Origin of the sequence: Dyadobacter crusticola DSM 16708, from assembly GCF_000701505.1 — a bacterium.
GTDB lineage: Bacteria > Bacteroidota > Bacteroidia > Cytophagales > Spirosomataceae > Dyadobacter > Dyadobacter crusticola.
Window position 1 is genome coordinate 140,468 of record NZ_KL370786.1, and the last position, 18,509, is coordinate 158,976.

The following is an 18,509-nucleotide window of genomic DNA, read 5'->3' on the forward strand; positions in this document are numbered from 1 at the left end:
GTGCTTTTTTTGTGCACTAATGTTCCCTAGCTCACCGAGCGTCGGCCGGCTGGATAGAGCAACTGCCCGAGGCGCGCAGCCCGTGCGGCGTCCGCTTCTAAGCAGTAGGTCTTGTCCGGGTCGCCGGTGCGGTTGGCCGCGGCATTCGAATCACAACGGAATCACAAAGAGCACCTGGTTTTCGCCAGGTGCTCTTTTACGTCTAAGCTGATCAGCATAATCCTACCCGGGCAATTTGCCGGGAACGGGTCGCAAACTCACAGCGCACTGATCCTTTCGTAAATACTTTTTAGCTCCAATTTGTACTTGGAAGCGGCGTTCAGATTTACTTCCCGGATCGCGTCATAATCTTCAACTTTCAAATTTATTCCATTGGTTATCGCCTCGTGAAATACGTCGGTACCGCTCTGCGTCAGCTCGGCAATGACATCCTGTGCGTTCTCGATGATGAAAGAAACCCATACATCCATCGTAATAGGTTCGCCCGAATTCTTATATTTTTCTACATACTTATTGATAATCGCATCGGTTCTATCCCGGTGACTGAAAAGTAAAACGTGAAATGTTTCCATTAAATGAGGGTTTGTTCGGGATAACTGCGTTGTCAGCTGATAATTGAAAAAATAATGTGTATATAGTTCATTTACCAAGTGAATACCCGGGAGTTATCTTTTAATAATCCTGGCATTTTCAGTTGTTCCATTTGCGAAACTTACCTTAATGATATACAGCCCGTTCGGCAAATGATTGATGTTGAACTCAGACGTATTATCCGCCACTTCCGAATGTGCCCGATCCAATACCAACTTGCCGGCAGTGTTGAAGAATTGAACGCCTCGTATGTGTTCGGCATCCGCATTAAGTAAGGTTAGGTTGTTGATTGCTGGATTTGGATAAAGTACAATTCTGTTTCCAGCTTCCATATTCAGGCTTCTGATCCTGCTGTATGCGAAAGTTCCGTCTTTGTCCATCATTTTCAGACGGTATAAATTATTTCCTGAACGAACAGATAAGTCAGAAAAGGAATAAGAAATAAACTGAGTGCTTTCACCGTGTGATTTAACAACCGCTAGCTTTGTCCAGGTTTTTCCAAGCTGGCTATGCTGAACTTCAAAGTAATCACTGTTTACCTCAGAAGTAGTGGACCATTGCAATTCTGCATTGGCATGTTCCCCCTTTTTAACCGTAAAACTCACCAGCGTAACCGGCAGTGAAACTTCCGCATTGGAAATCGTATTATTGTTCAACGTGATCTGACCAGCCGTCGAAAGCGCCCTACCGGAAAGAGATGCACCTGATTCAAACGAAATCGCTCCGGCGTTGATAACCGTTCCAACAAACGCAACGCCAGCTGCTACAGTAAAGGCGCCATTTACCTGCCAGTATACATTCTTGATCTGAGCGCCATTAGCCAGCAAAATGCTGGCTGTCGCATCTGCCGAAAGCGCACCATTAATTTTTATAATGAAAATAGCATTGGGATCATTTTCCGCGTCCAGGATCAGGGTGCCTGTTAGTGCAGTGGCAGTTCCGATACAATGTACTCCTTCGGTAAGCGTTGTGCCGCCTCCGAGCGGCGAGGTAAGTGTGTTTTCACATGGGTTTTCACTCTCACTGGCCAAAAAGGCGTAAGCAGTTGCTACGCCTGTTGCAGCCAACACTCCCTCATTGTCACCAAAATGGGTCTGACCTGTTACTGTCACAGCGCTGCCGGTAACCGCGCCTGCGCCGTTGCCAATGTCGCCGGTAATGGTTGTTGTTCCTGTATTTGCGAATCCGCCGACGGATGTGTAGAGTGCGAACTTGGCGGCAGGGCCAAGGTTTGGAGCTGTCTGCGCAAAGGTGAGCTGAGAAGCAGTCACCAGTAAGGCACTATTGATTAGAATGTTGAGGAAATTGTGTTTCATATACTTGGAATAATGGTGAAAGAATTTTCACACCCAAAGGTGATTCCATTTCGTACAAGTATTGTTGTATAACGTGTAGTAATAGTTGTAATATTCACACCTTTCCTGACGAGTGATTTAAGATCGATGTCAAAGCTTAGCCATTCAGAAGTATAGCAGCGGAATTACAGATAATTATTCCATATAGGGTTTGATTCGTATGAATCCGCGCGTCGGGGTGCTATATTGCTGACAATGGAAGAATTGATCCTCCGTAGCTTTTTAGAGACAGCATTTCATGACGATTTATATAAAATACATGGTGAGCCTGCGCTGCAAAATGATGGTGCAGGAGGAGCTGGAAAAGCTGGGCGTCAGCTACAAGGTTGTGGAGCTGGGATCAGTGCAGGTGAATGATGACCTTTCCACGGAACAGTTTGAAATACTGCGTAAAAACCTGTTGCAGTCAGGACTGGAATTATTGGATGATAAAAAGAGCATTCTGATCGAGAAGATCAAGAATGTGATTGTGAATATGGTCCACCATGAAGACGCGCTTCCGAAGACCAACTATTCAGACTATATCTCGGAAAAATTAGGATATGATTATACCTACTTGTCAAATATTTTCTCCGAAGTAAAGGGGATCAATATTCAGCAATTTATTATTAATCATAAAATTGAACGCGTGAAAGAGCTGCTGCTGTACGATGAACTTAATCTAACCGAAATAGCATATAATCTACATTACAGCAGTGTATCTCACTTATCGAATCAATTCAAAAAAGTAACTGGATTATCTCCTTCTTTTTACAAAAAGCTAAGGCAAAAAAGGAATAGTAACCTTGAAAATATATAGCTAATCGGCAGCGTTTATCTCGCTTTCAAAATAAGCATATTCTTTTCCTTCCTCGATAACAGCATTGCAGTAATAAATCCGGCCATAGTAACGGCGGATAATCAGCATTTGCTCTGGTTTTTTCAGAGCAAATACCTTTTGTCCGCTAGCGTACTTTCCGTTCTGATCGGGCGCTTTCATTTAAATCTTGGTCCTTCAACTCGTACTGCTATAAGCTGCATGCCCATCAATCCTTTTTCAAGATCAATCGCATTGCAGCTTTCTCTGTAATTGCTGACATTGCCCAGCCCGGCGATGATATCATTCATTATTGCTGTTACCATTCCCACTGTCCGCGCTAAAATGCCGCGTGTATTTACTTGTGTGCTATTTATCTTGAATATGCGGCTGATTGTCATGATATATTATTTAGTGGTCAATAATTGTAAAGTTCATCAATCAACATCCAATAATGTTACATTTAGATTGCGATTGTTACATAAGTCACACATTCACCTACTCGCCTTTGGATTTACTGTCGCGCTTTTCCTTCTTGTCGGCCCGCTTTTCCTTTAAGTTTTTCGAAGCCTTCTTCTTATCGCCTTTCTGCACAACTTTCTCGTTTGACATATCTTTTCGGTTTAACTGAAAGATAAGCCTTTTTGCCCGACTTCAAAGCTTTCTTGTTCAAAACCAATGACTTTAGTGCGATTGCTGCCAGCAGGTGCATTAATTCCGGAAGTGTAGGATAATAAGGTTAACTTAGAAGAAATCAACCAAGTGCCAGCATGAAAATTTCATTTATAGGAACTTACCCACCCCGTGAGTGCGGGATTGGGACATTCACTAAAAACCTCTTTGACGCTGCTACGCAGACTGGCTCCGGGCAGCAGGTCAACAAAGGATTTGTAATTGCGATCGACGATCATGAACAGCATTACAACTATCCTCCGGAGGTAAAATTTTCAATCAGGCAGGAGGAACAAACCCATTACCTGGAAGCTGCAAATATGATCAACCTGAGTGGTGCAGATGTTTGTGTCTTGGAACACGAATTCGGCATTTTCGGGGGACAAAACGGAATTTACATCCTGCCGCTCCTTCACCGACTGAACATTCCGCTTATAGTTACCTTACATACAGTTCTAAAAACCCCGTCGTACAACCAGCGTGCAGTGCTGAAAGAGATCTGCAAAATTGCCCAGGCGGTGGTTGTCATGAGCCAGACGGCTGTTGACATGCTTGTGGATGTGTACGAAGTACCGGTCGAAAAGATCTCCAAAATCGCACACGGCGTTCCCGATCTGCAATTTGACCAGCTGCTGGCAAAGCAGGAATTCAGGTTATCCAAGAAAAAGGTACTGCTTACCTTCGGTTTTATCGGGAGAAATAAAGGCATCGAAACCGTGCTGAAAGCGCTCCCGGGAGTTGTGGAGCAGTATCCCGACGTAGTTTACATTGTTCTAGGCAAAACCCACCCCAATGTGATCCGGCACTCAGGTGAGGAGTACCGCGTATACCTGACGGGATTGGTGAAAAAGTTGAAAATAGATAAGCACGTGATCTTTCTCAACGAATTCGTTGGCCAATCCGAGCTGTTCAAATACCTCTCCGCCTCTGATATCTACATTACGCCTTACACGAGTGAAGCTCAGATTACCAGCGGTACTTTGTCGTACGCGATCGGCGCAGGCACCGCCGTTATCTCGACGCCATACTGGCACGCGGCCGAGTTGCTTGCAGAGGACAGAGGGCGGCTGTTTGGGTTCAATGACTCAGCAGCATTGAGTGGTATTTTGCTGGATTTGCTGGATCACCCCGAGCAAATGAATGAATTAAGAAAAAACGCTTACGATTACGGTAGGGAAATTACCTGGCCAAAGATCGGAGCGAAGTACGTGGAGCTAGCCGCAGACGTGGTAGAAGCGCACCCGGACATTACAGACAGCACTGAGGCCATTTTCGACCCGCTTACGCTTCCCCCATTTTTACTCGACCATATTCAGCGGCTTACCGACGATACCGGCATTATTCAACATGCAAAATATGGTATCCCAAATTTAAAAGAAGGGTATTGCCTGGACGATAATGCGCGGGCTTTGCTGATGGTTTTGATGACCTACAAAAGGAACAAACATCCGCTCGCATTGAAATTGTCGCCGACGTACCTCAGCTATATCAACTATATGCAGAATGCCGACGGCGCATTCAGGAATTTTCTGAGCTTCAACAGGAATTTTCTGGATGAAGTCGGTTCCGAAGATTCTTTCGGACGTGCGATCTGGTCCCTGGGTTACCTGCTGGGCAATGCGCCAAATGACGCTTATTACCAGACAGGAAGGGAGATATTCTTCGATGCGGCCCCGAACTTTACCAAACTCAACTCTATAAGAAGCATTGCGAATACCATGGTGGGGATTTGCCATTATCTCAAAAGTAATCCCTCCGACGAAGGTATGACGCAGGTTTTGCGGGTACTGAGCGACCGGCTTATCAGAGACTATGACATCAACAGAACCGATGAGTGGCGGTGGTTTGAATCAATGCTCGCCTATGATAATGCCTTCCTGCCGCTTGCTTTACTGCACGCAGCTGAATTTCTCAGCGACGAGCGCATTACCCAGGTAGCACTGGAAAGTATGGAGTTTTTGACAGACAATACACTGAAAGATGGTTATCTGTCCATTATCGGAAATGAAAACTGGTACAAACAAAACAGTGAACATTCGAAATTCGCACAGCAGCCTTTGGACGCGCTGGCGATGGTTTTGATGTTCCATCAGGCTTTCAGGCTCACCAAAAACCCGGTCTATGTAAGCAGATTGTATACGTCTTTCATGTGGTTTTTGGGAGAAAATGACCTGCGGATCAGCTTGTATGACTTCGAAACAAAAGGCTGCTGCGACGGGCTCGAAAGCTATGGGGTCAATCGCAACCAGGGAGCTGAAAGTACATTGGCCTACCTGATTTCTCACCTGAGCGTTCTCGAAGTTTTCGAGGAAGTAACGGAGCTGGAAGCTGAGCTCGCATGAGAGTAGCCATTTTATCCTCCATTGCCTGGCGCACGCCGCCACGGCAATATGGTCCTTGGGAGCAGGTTGCGTCCTGTTTAACGGAGGGACTTCACGCGACAGGAGTGGATGTAACGCTATTTGCTACCACTGATTCGCTGACCAATGCAAAGCTGGACGGTGTAAGCAAGGTACCCTATGCCGAAGATCGTGAAGTGGATGCCAAAGTAGCCGAATGCCTGCATATCAGTTATTTGATGGAGAAATCAGGCGAGTTTGATCTGATTCACAATCATTTTGACTTTCTACCTTTGACGTACTCCGGGTTGATAAACACACCGATGCTTACTACCATTCACGGCTTTTCTTCGCCAAAGATTCTGGAAGTTTACCAAAAGTATAATGCAGCAACCTCGTACGTTTCGATCAGCAATGCGGACCGCGATGAGAGCCTGGATTATACTGCAACTGTATATAACGGAATTGACGCTGCAGATTTTCCTTTTGAGCCAAATCCGGAAGATTACCTGCTTTATTTCGGTCGGGTCCATCCTGATAAAGGCACAAGTGAAGCCATTGAAATCGCCCGAGGATCTGGCAGGGTCCTGCTCATCGCCGGTTTGATCCAGGATGAAGCCTATTTTGAACAAAAGGTTAAACCTTTTATCGATGAGAAAACAGTTGTTTACCTCGGGAATGTAGGAGCCGGGCAACGCAAAACGCTGCTCGGAAAAGCCCTGGCATTGCTTCATCCCATCCGTTTCAACGAACCTTTCGGGCTAAGTGTCGCCGAAGCAATGTTTTGCGGCACACCTGTAATCGCATTCAACAGAGGTTCAATGCCCGAATTGATCAAAGATGGTGCAACAGGTTTTTTGGTTGATGATATAAAGGAAGCAACTGGCGCTGTGGAAAAGATCGCACAGATCAACAGGCTGGAATGCCGGCAATGGGCCCGGGCAATGTTCTCCAAAGAAAAGATGGTAGAAGGGTATCTGTCAGTTTATGAAAAGATCCTTAACCGGTAACATCTGAAAGGGTAAGCTTATCCAGCAGTTCTTTCAGTTCCACCACGGCATACGTGGAAGCATAGTCAGACGTAGCGTAGGGGATAATCAGGCTTTCATTATGAATGTATGCACCGCAGGAGTATACTACATTTGGAACATATCCCTCGCGCTCAGTCTGGTTAGGCATTAGCAGCGGCTGATCGAGCCGGCCTATTTCATGCTGAGGATTATCCAGCTCGAACAGCGACGCACCGAGCACGTACTCGCGCATGGCGCCCACACCGTGCGTCAGCACAAGCCAGCCCGCTTCCGTTTCAATCGGAGAACCGCAGTTACCGATCTGAACAAACTCCCAGGGATGCTTTGGAGATTGGATCATCGTAGCCTCTCGCCAGATGCTGATGTTGTTGGAAAACGCGATGTAATTATTCACACCGTCAATCCTGCACAACATAGCGTACTTCCCATTGATCTTGCGAGGAAACAAGGCCATTCCCTTGTTCTGCGCTATTTCCCCATGGATCGGCAATACCTTGAAATGGTAGAAATCCTTGGTCATCAACAGTTTCGGCATAATCGTAACTCCGTCGTATGCTGTGTACGTAGCATAATAGGTATGCTCGTCGTTTTCGGATGTGAACCTCACAAAACGTGCATCTTCAATCCCTCTTTTCTCGGTATCCGCGATCGGGAAGATTACCCGCTCCGAGATATCCGTGTCGAGGGAAAAGTCCATTTCATAATGCGAGGACGCAAGCCACATCATTTCACGAAGGAAAAGTTCGGCAACACCGTCCATTTCGGGAAGGCGTCTCGTCTCGTCTACGTAGCGTTTGAGCTCTTCGTAGGTGAAGGTGTCTGTCAGCCTTTGTGCGATCACCGGGTAAGCCGGGTTGTCAAAACTCTGCATTTCGCCGAGTTTAGCCAGAAAAGACCTTTTTTGATAAATATGGTTCTTCACGTGCTCGGGAGCATCCAGCAGCCGGCCAGGTTGGTCGACTGTAATCATATTGTCCTGATCAATGATCGCCGACCTGAACACAATCGAGGAGATGTGACCTTCGCCTGTTGCCCTGAAACTGAGAATTACCCGCTTTTCACCTACTTCTGTTCTCGACTGATCGGGGTCTTCGACAATCGACGGGTTAAAGAATGCGGCTGCTTCAATGGAGTATTCCATCGTGAAATAGGCACCTATAAGAAGCCGCTGGTGGCTTTCAAGGGTTTTTGGGTCAATGAGCATTGTGCCAAGCACAGCGGAAAGCTTGCTGAAATGACGTTCAAATACCCGTAAGATGTTTCTGTGCCTTTTGGAATACCTCCGTAAGACGATACTCAGCTCCTGGTGCTGCTGTTTTTCAGGCAACGCGAGGATCATATTGATCAGTTGCACACTTCGCTCTTCGCTGCTAAAAAGAAACCGCGCAATTACGCGGCTGAAATCTGGCTCAAAGGTTAAATCTTTCCTGGTAAGGCGCATATAAATAGTTGGCATTCAATAGAAGATCGCAATAGTGCGACAAGTACATAAAGACTGGCAGCCTTTTCAGAAAAATCAGAAATGACCGGGCACTTTATGAAGTTTACCAAAGTTCGGCACCTGGCAGTGCGGCCTTGTTACAGATCGGCTCCTGATTGTTATAACATTCACTGATGCGGACTTTCAATGCATCCAAAGGCAGGCTGGCAGCACTGCGCTGGCCAGACAGGCAGATTGGCTGCGGCACTGAATTTGTACAGGATACTTCAAAGCTTTTTGAAATGGCAGTTCTGCTGAACTTCAAGGTGCATGCACAGCGCATCACATCTAAAAAAGAACTGCTCATCCACTTGATGAAAAAATGAAATTGTTGCTAAAAATTCACTCCGATTTTCTTTCAAACGCATGCTCCGATGAACGCCAGACACTACTCCGGCGCAGCATTCTTCCCGTCTTGCTTTTTTGCTTGCTGGCGATCGGCCCGGGCAGCTACGTAAACGCGCAACTACCCGGTAATCCGCCGGACACCGCGAAGACAGCTAAGAAACTGGTCACTTACCCACCTGATTCGCTGGGCAGACGAACGCCACGGGGAACCATCGACGGTTTCTTGCGGGCCGCTTCCCAGGGTGATTTTCAGAAAGCTGCATTGTACCTGAGGAGAGACCCTGCTTTGAAGAAAAAACAAGACCGGATCAGGCAAGCTCAGGTGTTGCATGCGCTGGTGGAGGCAAATGGAAATATCTATCCTTACTCCTGGATCAGTAATGATTATGAGGGAAAGGAGGACGACGGACTAGGCCCCAATCTCGACCGTATTGGGGCAATAAAGGTCAATAACGAATCCGTAGAGCTGATCCTGGAAAGTACAAAGGATGCATCCGGCAGGCCGCTCTGGCTTTTTTCAACCCAAACGGTAGAGCGTATTCCGCTGGACTCAAATCAATTAGCGTCAAGCTCGCTGCTGAGTAAGCTTTCTCCCAAGATATTTCTGGAAAATGCCTGGGGCGGCGTGCCCATTGCGCATTGGGTCGCAATGCTGTTGTTGATCATGCTGTCCTTCATTGTAGCACGTCTGCTGAGCACCTTGTTCCTGCGGGTAATCCCATTGGTGTACCACAAAGCAGGACAGGAGCCCATTGCAGGTGTTTTAAGTGCTTTCTCACTCCCGGCCCGCTTGTATCTAGCCGTTTTGCTGTTCGTGTTCCTTAGTCGGAAAGCCGGGATTTCCATTGTGGTGAGACAATGGTTCAGCAATCTTACGCTGATTGTCGGCTTGGTAGCTGTACTTCTTTTAATATGGGAGCTGGTTGATGTGGTCACGCGGATCAGTGAGCGGCGAATGGCGAGGCGCAGAAATCAGGCTGCTGTTTCTGCTATCCTTTTCTCCCGGCGTGCATTGAAAACTGCGATCGTGGTCGGAGGGATTCTGTTCGTTCTGGATACGTTCGGCTTCGATGTGAGTACCGGACTCGCTGCATTGGGAATCGGTGGAATTGCGCTGGCATTGGGAACACAGAAGACGGTTGAGAACTTCATCGGTAGCGTCACGATCATTGCCGACCAGCCGATTCGTGTCGGAGATTTTTGCAGGATAGGCGATATTACAGGTACTATTGAACAGATCGGTATGAGGGCAACCCGCGTCCGAACGAACGATCGTACCCTCGTCAGTATTCCGAATGGAGATCTGTCGTCACTGAAAATTGAGAATATGGCGTACCGGGAAAAGTTCTGGTATCACCCCATCTTCAATTTGAGAATGGAGACCACGCCGGATCAAATCCGCTACCTGCTCGTGGAGTTGCGCGCGATCCTGTATGCACATCCGAAAGTGAATCCGACGCCCGCCCGCGTCCGTTTAATCGAGGTTGGCGCAACTTCTTTCAGGATAGAGGTTTTCGCTTACATCAATACCATTGAATTCGACGACTTCCTAGAAATACAGGAGGACCTGCTGCTGCGGATGATGGAAGTGGTTACAAACAGCGGGACAAGTTTTGCATTGCCCTCACAAACCGTTTACCTGGCCCAGGATCAGGGTTATTCACCTGAGCAGGCCGCCAAAGCCCGCGAGCGCGTAAAAGAATGGCAGGAAGCGGGGGAGCTTTCCATACCATCATTTTCCAAAGAGAAAGTTCAGAATCTGAAAGATACGATCAGCTATCCGACGGAAGGATCAAGCAAGAGGAAGGAAATGTCCTGACGAACAATTTGAGCGCCAATCTGAAAACGAAAGACGGGCTATTAACCAGTACCTGGTCGATAGCCCGTCTTTATACTTTTCGGCAGGGATCTTTAAATGCCCTGCGGTATCTCGTTCATGTTATACCACGCTTCGGTACTCCACAAGTTTTGGCTGCTCTGGCTTACCATGGTTTTCCTGTTCAAATGAATGTAAACCACGTGTTTGCTCTTCATTCCAGCTAGCTGTAAAGTTACTTTCTTGCGGTCAGAGGATACTTTCACGGATTTTACTGCAAGGTTTTCGTTGTCCATTTTAGGGCCACCGTATTCGCCGGTCGGTTTAAACCACCATTGCTTGATCTCGTAGTCGGAAGCATTTTCACCAACACCTTCCTTCAAAGGTTCTGTGAACTCGATTTCTACGCCATTGGATTTCGCGCGTACTGCCAGCATTTCAAATGCAACCTTGTCATTGAAGGTCAGCTTTTGCAGTCCGTAGCCCAGCTTGCCTGTGTGTCCCCAGTTTCCGGTAGAACCCACGCCGCCAATGTACAGCGATCCGTCGGGTCCCCAGCAGAGGCGGTTAACACCTGCTTCCAGACCTTGTGTAAAGCGGAAAACTGCACCCTGGTAAACACCATTAACTTTCTCGGCAAAAACCCGCTTGATACCCCCGTGCGTCACATCGCCGTGGATCATCTGGTTCTGGTAAGGTCCCACATTCAGCTTTGCGGGCTGACTTGGTGAGTTACCGATCTCATCCTGCGTAAGCCAAACCACCGGAGGCGCTTCTTTCTTATTCGCAGTACCTTCAAAATCCACCGAGCGTGAACCATACCATGCGCCTTCCTGCAAATGGATGATCTTGTTAGCCGGCAGCCAGTCGCCCTGATTGTCGGCGATGAATATCTCGTTATCTACGCCCAGGCCAATTCCATTCGGTGTACGAAGGCCGGATGCAGCAAATGTAAACGAACCATCTTTTCTCGAAATCTTCACCACTTTACCACGGTCGGGGATTTGTGGTTTTGTGCTCGCACCGCCGGGATTAATGGCGGTTGCAAGAGTTCCGTAGAAGTACCCGTCTTTGTAAACCAGCCCGAATGCAAATTCGTGGAAGTTGGCTGAGACTTTCCAGCCATTGCAGATTGTCTGGTACTCGTCGATGATTTCATCTTTGTTCAGGTCAACCAGCTTGGTCAGCTCCTGCTTTTGCATGATGTAAATCTCATCGTCTACAACCTTCAAGCCCAGCGGCTCGGCCAAGCCGTATGCAATGCGTTTTACTTTGATATCATTTGGAGAAGATGCTTTTCTACCGTCAACAATGTAAACCGAACCCAGCGAATCCCAGGTACTTACTACCATTCTTCCATCGGCCAGAAAATCCATTCCGCCTACTCTTGGCTGGAAGTTGTCGGGACGCGCCTGAGATAATGTAAAGCTCGGGTGCACTGCAACAAGCGGCGATTGATCGCCTGGAACATCAGTCTTTTTCACCTCGATCGCCGTCTGCCCGGTTCGTTTGATATCAGAACCTTTGTAAGTAAACACCGAAGGCGGCACGACTGTAAACTCCTTGCTGCCATAAGGCCGCCATTGCAGCGAAAGCCCTTTTCCAAACGAACCCTGATAGTACTCCACCTTAAATGGATGCTTGCCAGCTTTCAGGATAATTTCTGCGTCGGTTGGCTGTAAACCATGATTTACACCATTATCAGCTACCAGTTTGTTATCGATAAACAGCTTGCCGCCGTCGTCGCAAACGAGCCGAAAAACAATGTTGGTCGTTTTTTTGATGTTGATATAACCACTTGCATAAATCGCGAAGTTGTCCTTCAAATCACCGAAATCCTTATCGTCCAGATGCAATGCATTGATCGAGCCTGATTTAACCGGCAGCATTTCGTCATTCACTTCTGGTACACTGCCTATTGCGCCGGCAAACTGGTAAATATTCAAAGCAATTCCCGGTTTTTCGGTTGCAGTGGCTACCTGCGCCGGGTTCACGGTTTTGATTGCGATCGGGTAGGCGGGCTTGGGCATCAGCTTGCTTGCCGCCTGCGCGCGTTCCTTTTCCGCGTCCAGTTCGAGAATGTAGGATACCATTGTTTCAGCATCCTCTCTTTTCAGGTCCGGGTGCGGCGACATGGCGATTTGTCCCCAGTTGCCCGCGCCGCCCTTGATCACCTTGGTAACCAATGCATTTTTGTTCTGATCGTTATTCTCGTAACGTTCCGCAATCGCTTTGTAGGCTGGGCCTACTGTTTTAACATCCTGGTTGTGACAGGTATTGCAGTCACTTTTGGCAAAAAGTCCGGCGATCATGTCAGCCTTGCTTTCCTTTTGCGTAGCCTCTGCCTGCGCCGGTTTCTTTGTCAGGTTTACAGAAAAGTTTGTTTTCCCATTGTTGTTCAAAATCAGTTTCCCGTCAATGGCTTTGAATGCCTGGCCTGCTATGTTTTCCTCGCGCTGTCCCGACACAGTGAATTTGCCGTCAGTCTTGTAGTCGTTTGCAGCAGATAGCGAGTTCAAATGTACATTCAATGCAACAACAGCTCCCGCAGGCGCATTCGCTACTGTGAATACACGCTCAAAACCTGCTTTACCAGTTCCTGCGTCAAAAAACTCGGGCTTTTCTTCCACCGAAATCTTCTTGCCCTGGTATTCCAGGTCATATTTCAATGTGACCTGATTATCTAAAATCGTGTGGCCTTTGTAGGTTACCGCAGGAGTAACTTCCTTATTGTCCGCAGTAATGCGCCACGGATTTTCGTCGAGCTCTTCCATATAGGTAACCCCGGAAGAAACAGGTTGCGGCCCGTGCGCGGAAGTATAAACCGGACCGCCGAAGTTGATCTTACCAGCCCAGGCTTTGTACAAAGCAGCTGTTTTGGTATTGTAAGCCAGCCAGAGGTTGTCGTGCAGCGCAATGCTGAGAATACGCGGTCTGCCATCAAGTACTGAACGCAAAACCCAGGCTTCCCTGGGACGTTCAATTGCTGCATGGTTGTGTGGCTTCGTGCCTGTAAATGCGGCAGAACCAAGTACCGCGAACAATGTCGCGGCACTTAGTCCCACCAGGAGTTTGTGAAATCTCATGATTTAAAATTAATATCCAGGATTTTGCTTCAACTGAGGAGAAGCGTTCAACACATTCTGGCCGATCGGGAAAATGTCGGTGTGGTTATCCGCATCCGGTTTTTTATCCCACCACGTGCCGGTGCTGAATACGCCCCAGCGAACCAAGTCCGTTCTCCTTCTTCCTTCTGCCAAAAATTCGCGCATCCATTCGTCAAGCATTTCCTGATCAGTCAGCTGGCTTCCGTCGGCTTTGTATAGACTTGGAGAGCCGGCAGGGTAGTAGCGTTTGCGAACTGCATTCAACAATGTAGCAGCTCCTGCTTTGTCGCCAGCGCGGTATTTGCATTCAGCCAAAGAATAGTAGATCTCCGCAAAACGAACCTCCGCATAAGCAGAAGAAATTTTGTTGGGGTCGCTGCTTGGGTAGAATGGATATTTCACCGGGTAAAGACCTGAGTTATTATCTCCATTGTTCATGTTAGAAACCTTGTCGGCGATTTTGGTACCTGGTTTTGCATCCAGGAATTTACCGACCTGGTCACGCAAAAAGAGTGGGTACGGACCTTTGAAACCTCTCACCGTATCAGCTCTTCCCTGCGCATTTGTGTAAGGCAGGTAACCGTACAGGAACATTCCCTCGCGCTTGCTGTTGCCCAGGTTCTTGTATTTTTTCAAACGTACATCGTCCTTGTACTTCTGGAATTTGATGAAAGGCTTACCCATTGTAAAGCTGTACTCAACACTGTCCACGTCGCGGCCTGGTTGCAATGCATACTTGGGGTTAGCATTACCAAAATCGGTAAATCCGAAGTAACTCGGTGCCAGGTTAGGCAGCATCCAGAAATACATTCCGCTGTCGTATTGCCAGTGGGTTTGTGCGAAACTTCCGGGGAAACCGAAAATCGTTTCTTTCGAAGTCGGATTGGTATAGTCGAATGGCGCGTCCCAGCGGCTTTCTAATGCGTAGCTGCCGTATTTTCCATCGATAATATCCTGCGCCATTTTCGCACAATCGGCAAAACGGTCGGTACCTGTGTACACTTTTGCATTCAGGTACAAACGTACCAAAAGCGAAGCCGCGCCACCTTGTGTCCAGCGCCCCGTTACATTATCACCCAATGTTGTATTGGTAGATAGTTTTGGAAGCGCATCTTTCAATTCCTGTTCGATGAATGCAAATGCCTCCTGTGGTGGAACCTGCGGACCGCCTGTTGTCTGACCTTTTACTTTGGTCACAATCACGATGTTCCTGTAAAAATCCAACAAGCGAATGTTCAGCCACGCACGTAGTACTTTCAGCTCAGCGATCATTCCGTCGAGTTCTGCCCGTGTCATATCGAATTTGGTAGGGTCTGTAATACCTTCCAAATCTTCCAGCGAGTTGGTCGCCAGCGTTACGCCGCCGTAAAGTGCATTCCAGGGATCACTTGTGAAACCGTCCTGCGGAGTCCAGGTGTGGTAATGCACGCGCTGAAACTGCCCGCCGTCGAACCAGTCGCCCTGGCGGTTGATGGTCATCATTTCGTCGGAGCTGTTTTCCTGCAGCATAAATGTGTTCCCGCCCTGAATACTCCAGTAGCTGTGTTCAAATGCTCTCAGAAAGTCGCGGATCACGTCTTCCCGCGTCTGCAGGAAGTTTTCCGAAGTGATCCGGTCGTATAGTTCTTCGTCCAGGTTGGTGCAGCCCGCCGTCACCGAAAGCAGTGCGCAGGCAGCGAACCTGAGTATATTTTTTGAAATTGGATTTCTTTTCATTTTGTTCTAAATGAGAATATTAGAAAGTAAGTTGTAAGCCCAGCAACAGCTGCGTTGTCGACGGATAGTAGTTGAGCGTACCGTTGTTATCCGAGTTGGTATTTACACCCGGGTACAATCCGTTGATCTGGATCAGGTCAGGATCGCCGCCTTTAAACTTGGTAAACGTAGCCAGGTTGCGGGTAGTAGCATAGATACGCGCCGACTGCATGAATTTCGATTTGATCGGCTGCGTGTAGCTCAATGTAATGTTGTCCACTTTCAGGAATCCGCCTGGTTCCAGGAAGTAATCCGATAGCGAAGAGTACGTTGCGGTACTGGTCAGCTTCGAGTATTTACCACCGTCAAACGCCGAGGTAAGCAGGTTGGCATTTTGCTGTGCTGCCGGTGTACCCAGGTAGAATGCATAGGTGTTGAACAGCTTATAGCCAAATGCACCGCGCAGGAACACGCTCAGATCCCAGTTTTTATAAGTGAAATTATTGGTAAGACCGGTTGTGAACTTTGGAAGTCCGTTGCCGATAAATTGCTTGTCGTCATTGTTGGCTTCATTTGCAGGTACAATATCCCCGTTTCTGTTATACACCAGCAAGGCACCTGCATCGTTTACGCCGGCAGATTTCAGCGCGTAGAAACTTCCGATACGCATGTCCTCCTGCAAACGCTGAAGCGTACCCGGGCTTCCCGGTGCTGGCATTCCTACTACATCAATGTATTTCTGACCCTTGAAGAGGTTGTTTGAAAACGATACAAATTTGTTGTCATTGAATGCGCCTGTAAGCGACAGATTGTAGCTGAATGCGCCTTTGTTAACCACAGCTGCACTCAATTGCAGTTCCACACCCGTATTGCGCATGGTACCTACGTTCGCAAATGTTTGCCCCTGAATGTTCGGCGGGTTGGACACATTGTAGTTACCCAAAAGATCTTTGTTGGTACGTACGTAGTAATTCACGCTACCCGTAATCTTGCTGCTGAGCAGCTCAAAGTCAATACCCAGGTTGAAGTTGGACGCTTTTTCCCAACGCAGATCGTAATTCGTGTTCTGGTTCGGTCCCCAAACCTGGTACGAGCTTCCGTTGAACGGATAATAGCCGTAGCCGCCGTATGTATCCAGTGAACGGTAATTGTCAAAATCCTGGTTACCCGTTTCACCATAATCTGCGCGTAGTTTAAGCTCGTTCAACCAGGGGAGATCTTTCAAGAAGCCTTCCTGCGTCAGTCTCCATGCGAATGATGCTGCCGGGAAGTATCCCCACTTATTATCATAACCAAATTTGGAAGAACCTTCCCTGCGAAGACTGGCAGACAGGAAGTATTTTTGGTCAAAATCGTAGTTCACACGTCCGAAGAACGCGATCAGCTTTGAGCTGTTTTTGTAAGAGCCCACGCCGTTAATTCCTTTTTCAAGGTTCCATAATCCGGTTCCAAGTCCATTATAGGTAAGTACATTGGAAGGGAAGTTCTCATTTCCCGCATTAAATCCTGAGGCAGTGAAATACTGGTAAGAATATCCTGCAAGCAGCTTCACAGAATGTTTGCCGCGGTCAATGAAATAATTTCCTAACCATTCCAAACTTTTCTGGTCGTTCTCTTCCAGCCGCTGCGACGCCGAATTCCTTCCGGTACCATTGATTACCGGCGTAATGTTGGAAGGCGTGAAGTCCATCAGACGATAGGATGAGCTCACTTCTCCGAAAGTCAGCACAGTGTTCAGGTTTTCGAGAATGTTCAGCTTAACAGATCCATTCAAATCCAATGACTTGCGCTCGCGGTCGCGCAGAACCATTTTTGCATTCTCAACGGGGTTATTTGCGAAAAAGCCAGAGTTGATGTAGCTGTATTTTCCTGTCGAATCCCGCAGTGGAATGGTCGGATTCAGTGTCAATGCATAGTTGAAAGCACTGTAATCGGCGTCACTAACCTTCGCATAACGAGGCGCTACACTGAATGTAAGTGCCAGAAGGTTGTTGGCTGTGGTATGGTTGATATTCACCCGGCCACCGTATTCTCTTTTACCCGAGCGCAGGTCGATCCCGTTGGCATCGCGGTAATCTACTGACGTGAAGTAGTTGGTCTGTCCGCTGCCTCCTGAGAATTGTAAAGTATGCTTGTGAGAGAACGACGGCTGGCGGCTCACTTCTTTCAGCCAGTTGGTATTTCCTCCAAAATCAAAACCCCTTTCATTCGCCAGGAACTGGTCTTTCGAAAGCACCGACAACTGATTGGTCAGATAATCGAAAGTGGTGTAACCGTCATAGAATAAACGTGGCTCGCCTGATCCTTTTTTGGTAGTGATCACAATCACCCCGTTGCTTCCACGCGTTCCGTAGATCGCCGAAGCCGCACCGCCTTTCAGTACGTCGATCGATTCGATCTCGTTCTGGTTGATGTTGTCGATGTTACCGCCTGGTATCCCGTTTACGACAAACAATGGACCCAGTCCAGCACTGCGAGAGGATGCGCCGCGGAGCTGGATATTTGGCGTAGAGTTTGGATCTGCAGTTGAGGTGTTGGTTACGGTAAGTCCCGCCACCTTACCCTGGATCGCCATCATCGGGTTGTTACCGCCCACGCGCAACAGGTCTTTGGACGACAAGTGGGTAATGGCGCTGGATACTTCTCTTTTATTGAGCGAACCATAACCGATCACGACCACTTCGTTCAGGGTTTTTTGATCTTCTTCCAGCGTGATGTTGACGGTGGATTTGTTACTTACATCCACATCCTGAGCTACATAACCTACGCTTGAAAGCGTGATCGTTTTAGCGCCGGCTGAGAGTTGCAGGGTAAATCTACCTTCCACATCGGTGGTAGTCCCGTTACTTGTGCCTTTCTCGACAACCGAAACACCCGGCAGGGCGCCTTGTTTATCGGAAACTTTACCAGAAATTGAGGTGCCGGTTTGAGCCTGTGCACCGGACATGGCTACGAAGACGCCCAAAAGCATCGCCAGCGCAGTCTGTGGAGACCATAGCAGGCGCATCGGCTTTTTAGCAGCTTGTGCCATTTTGTACAAATTATTTTTCATCAAAATTGTTGTTTAAGCGGGTTCTTTGCTTATGAACTTGTTACTATCTGATTAATTAATAGGACTTATTTAAACTTTTGCGAAGTTCCTGCTTTGTTGATTAACGGAATGATCTGTGAGTCTCAATTTCAGATCAATCTGTCTCATCATTAAGAAATGTTACTTACCAATGATTTTGCAGGGATATATTTATAAAAAATTGAAAGGGAAAATCCCCGGCACACTGG

Annotated in this window: 13 protein-coding genes; 5 read left to right on the top strand and 8 right to left on the bottom strand. The window is 47.7% G+C overall.

The window, feature by feature from the left end; all coding sequences use genetic code 11:
• Positions 1-257 precede the first annotated feature (257 nt).
• Both Q369_RS0122590 and Q369_RS28545 read right to left on the bottom strand, forming a co-directional pair.
• A complete protein-coding gene (locus Q369_RS0122590; RefSeq protein ID WP_031529999.1) occupies positions 258-572 on the bottom strand; it encodes a hypothetical protein in 315 nt (104 codons plus the stop codon).
• Between the two features lie 93 nt (positions 573-665).
• Positions 666-1,907 carry an ice-binding family protein gene (locus Q369_RS28545; protein WP_051664236.1) on the bottom strand — a complete coding sequence of 414 codons (1,242 nt, stop codon included), beginning with the start codon at positions 1,905-1,907 and terminating at the stop codon, positions 666-668.
• Between the two features lie 277 nt (positions 1,908-2,184).
• On the opposite strand from Q369_RS28545, the gene Q369_RS0122600 reads away from it, so the two are divergent.
• Positions 2,185-2,745 carry a helix-turn-helix domain-containing protein gene (locus Q369_RS0122600; RefSeq protein ID WP_051664237.1) on the top strand — a complete coding sequence of 187 codons (561 nt, stop codon included), beginning with the start codon at positions 2,185-2,187 and terminating at the stop codon, positions 2,743-2,745.
• On the opposite strand, the gene Q369_RS0122605 is transcribed toward Q369_RS0122600, so the two are convergent.
• A complete protein-coding gene (locus tag Q369_RS0122605; protein WP_031530002.1) occupies positions 2,746-2,925 on the bottom strand; it encodes a hypothetical protein in 180 nt (59 codons plus the stop codon). It abuts the gene before it with no gap.
• Complete coding sequence (locus Q369_RS0122610) at positions 2,922-3,143, bottom strand: hypothetical protein (RefSeq protein WP_031530003.1); 222 nt, start codon at positions 3,141-3,143, stop codon at positions 2,922-2,924. The genes Q369_RS0122605 and Q369_RS0122610 overlap by 4 nt, the downstream gene beginning before the upstream one ends.
• 369 nt (positions 3,144-3,512) lie before the next feature.
• Here Q369_RS0122610 and Q369_RS0122620 point away from each other — a divergent pair, with 369 nt between their 5' ends.
• Both Q369_RS0122620 and Q369_RS0122625 read left to right on the top strand, forming a co-directional pair.
• Positions 3,513-5,756: a glycosyltransferase family 4 protein gene (locus tag Q369_RS0122620; protein WP_031530004.1), complete on the top strand. Its 2,244-nt coding sequence runs from the start codon at positions 3,513-3,515 to the stop codon at positions 5,754-5,756.
• The gene (locus Q369_RS0122625) at positions 5,753-6,763 is read left to right on the top strand and encodes a glycosyltransferase family 4 protein (protein WP_031530005.1); all 1,011 of its coding nucleotides are present in this window, start codon (positions 5,753-5,755) and stop codon (positions 6,761-6,763) included. The genes Q369_RS0122620 and Q369_RS0122625 overlap by 4 nt, the downstream gene beginning before the upstream one ends.
• Here Q369_RS0122625 and Q369_RS0122630 read toward each other — a convergent pair.
• On the bottom strand, positions 6,753-8,240 hold the full coding sequence (locus Q369_RS0122630; protein ID WP_229206926.1) for a glycoside hydrolase family 130 protein: 1,488 nt from the start codon (positions 8,238-8,240) through the stop codon (positions 6,753-6,755). The two genes, Q369_RS0122625 and Q369_RS0122630, sit on opposite strands and share 11 nt — an antisense overlap.
• A gap of 158 nt (positions 8,241-8,398) precedes the next feature.
• Here Q369_RS0122630 and Q369_RS0122635 point away from each other — a divergent pair, with 158 nt between their 5' ends.
• Both Q369_RS0122635 and Q369_RS0122640 read left to right on the top strand, forming a co-directional pair.
• On the top strand, positions 8,399-8,590 hold the full coding sequence (locus tag Q369_RS0122635; RefSeq protein WP_031530007.1) for a hypothetical protein: 192 nt from the start codon (positions 8,399-8,401) through the stop codon (positions 8,588-8,590).
• Positions 8,587-10,431: a mechanosensitive ion channel family protein gene (locus Q369_RS0122640; RefSeq protein WP_084165824.1), complete on the top strand. Its 1,845-nt coding sequence runs from the start codon at positions 8,587-8,589 to the stop codon at positions 10,429-10,431. Before Q369_RS0122635 ends, Q369_RS0122640 begins: the two co-directional genes overlap by 4 nt.
• Before the next feature lie 92 nt (positions 10,432-10,523).
• On the opposite strand, the gene Q369_RS0122645 is transcribed toward Q369_RS0122640, so the two are convergent.
• From Q369_RS0122645 to Q369_RS0122655, 3 genes are read right to left on the bottom strand one after another with little or no spacing between them, the layout of a single operon-like run.
• Positions 10,524-13,514 carry a PA14 domain-containing protein gene (locus Q369_RS0122645; protein WP_084165825.1) on the bottom strand — a complete coding sequence of 997 codons (2,991 nt, stop codon included), beginning with the start codon at positions 13,512-13,514 and terminating at the stop codon, positions 10,524-10,526.
• A gap of 9 nt (positions 13,515-13,523) precedes the next feature.
• Complete coding sequence (locus Q369_RS0122650; RefSeq protein ID WP_031530010.1) at positions 13,524-15,251, bottom strand: RagB/SusD family nutrient uptake outer membrane protein; 1,728 nt, start codon at positions 15,249-15,251, stop codon at positions 13,524-13,526.
• 19 nt (positions 15,252-15,270) lie between these two features.
• Positions 15,271-18,282: a SusC/RagA family TonB-linked outer membrane protein gene (locus Q369_RS0122655; RefSeq protein ID WP_084165826.1), complete on the bottom strand. Its 3,012-nt coding sequence runs from the start codon at positions 18,280-18,282 to the stop codon at positions 15,271-15,273.
• Positions 18,283-18,509 lie beyond the last annotated feature (227 nt).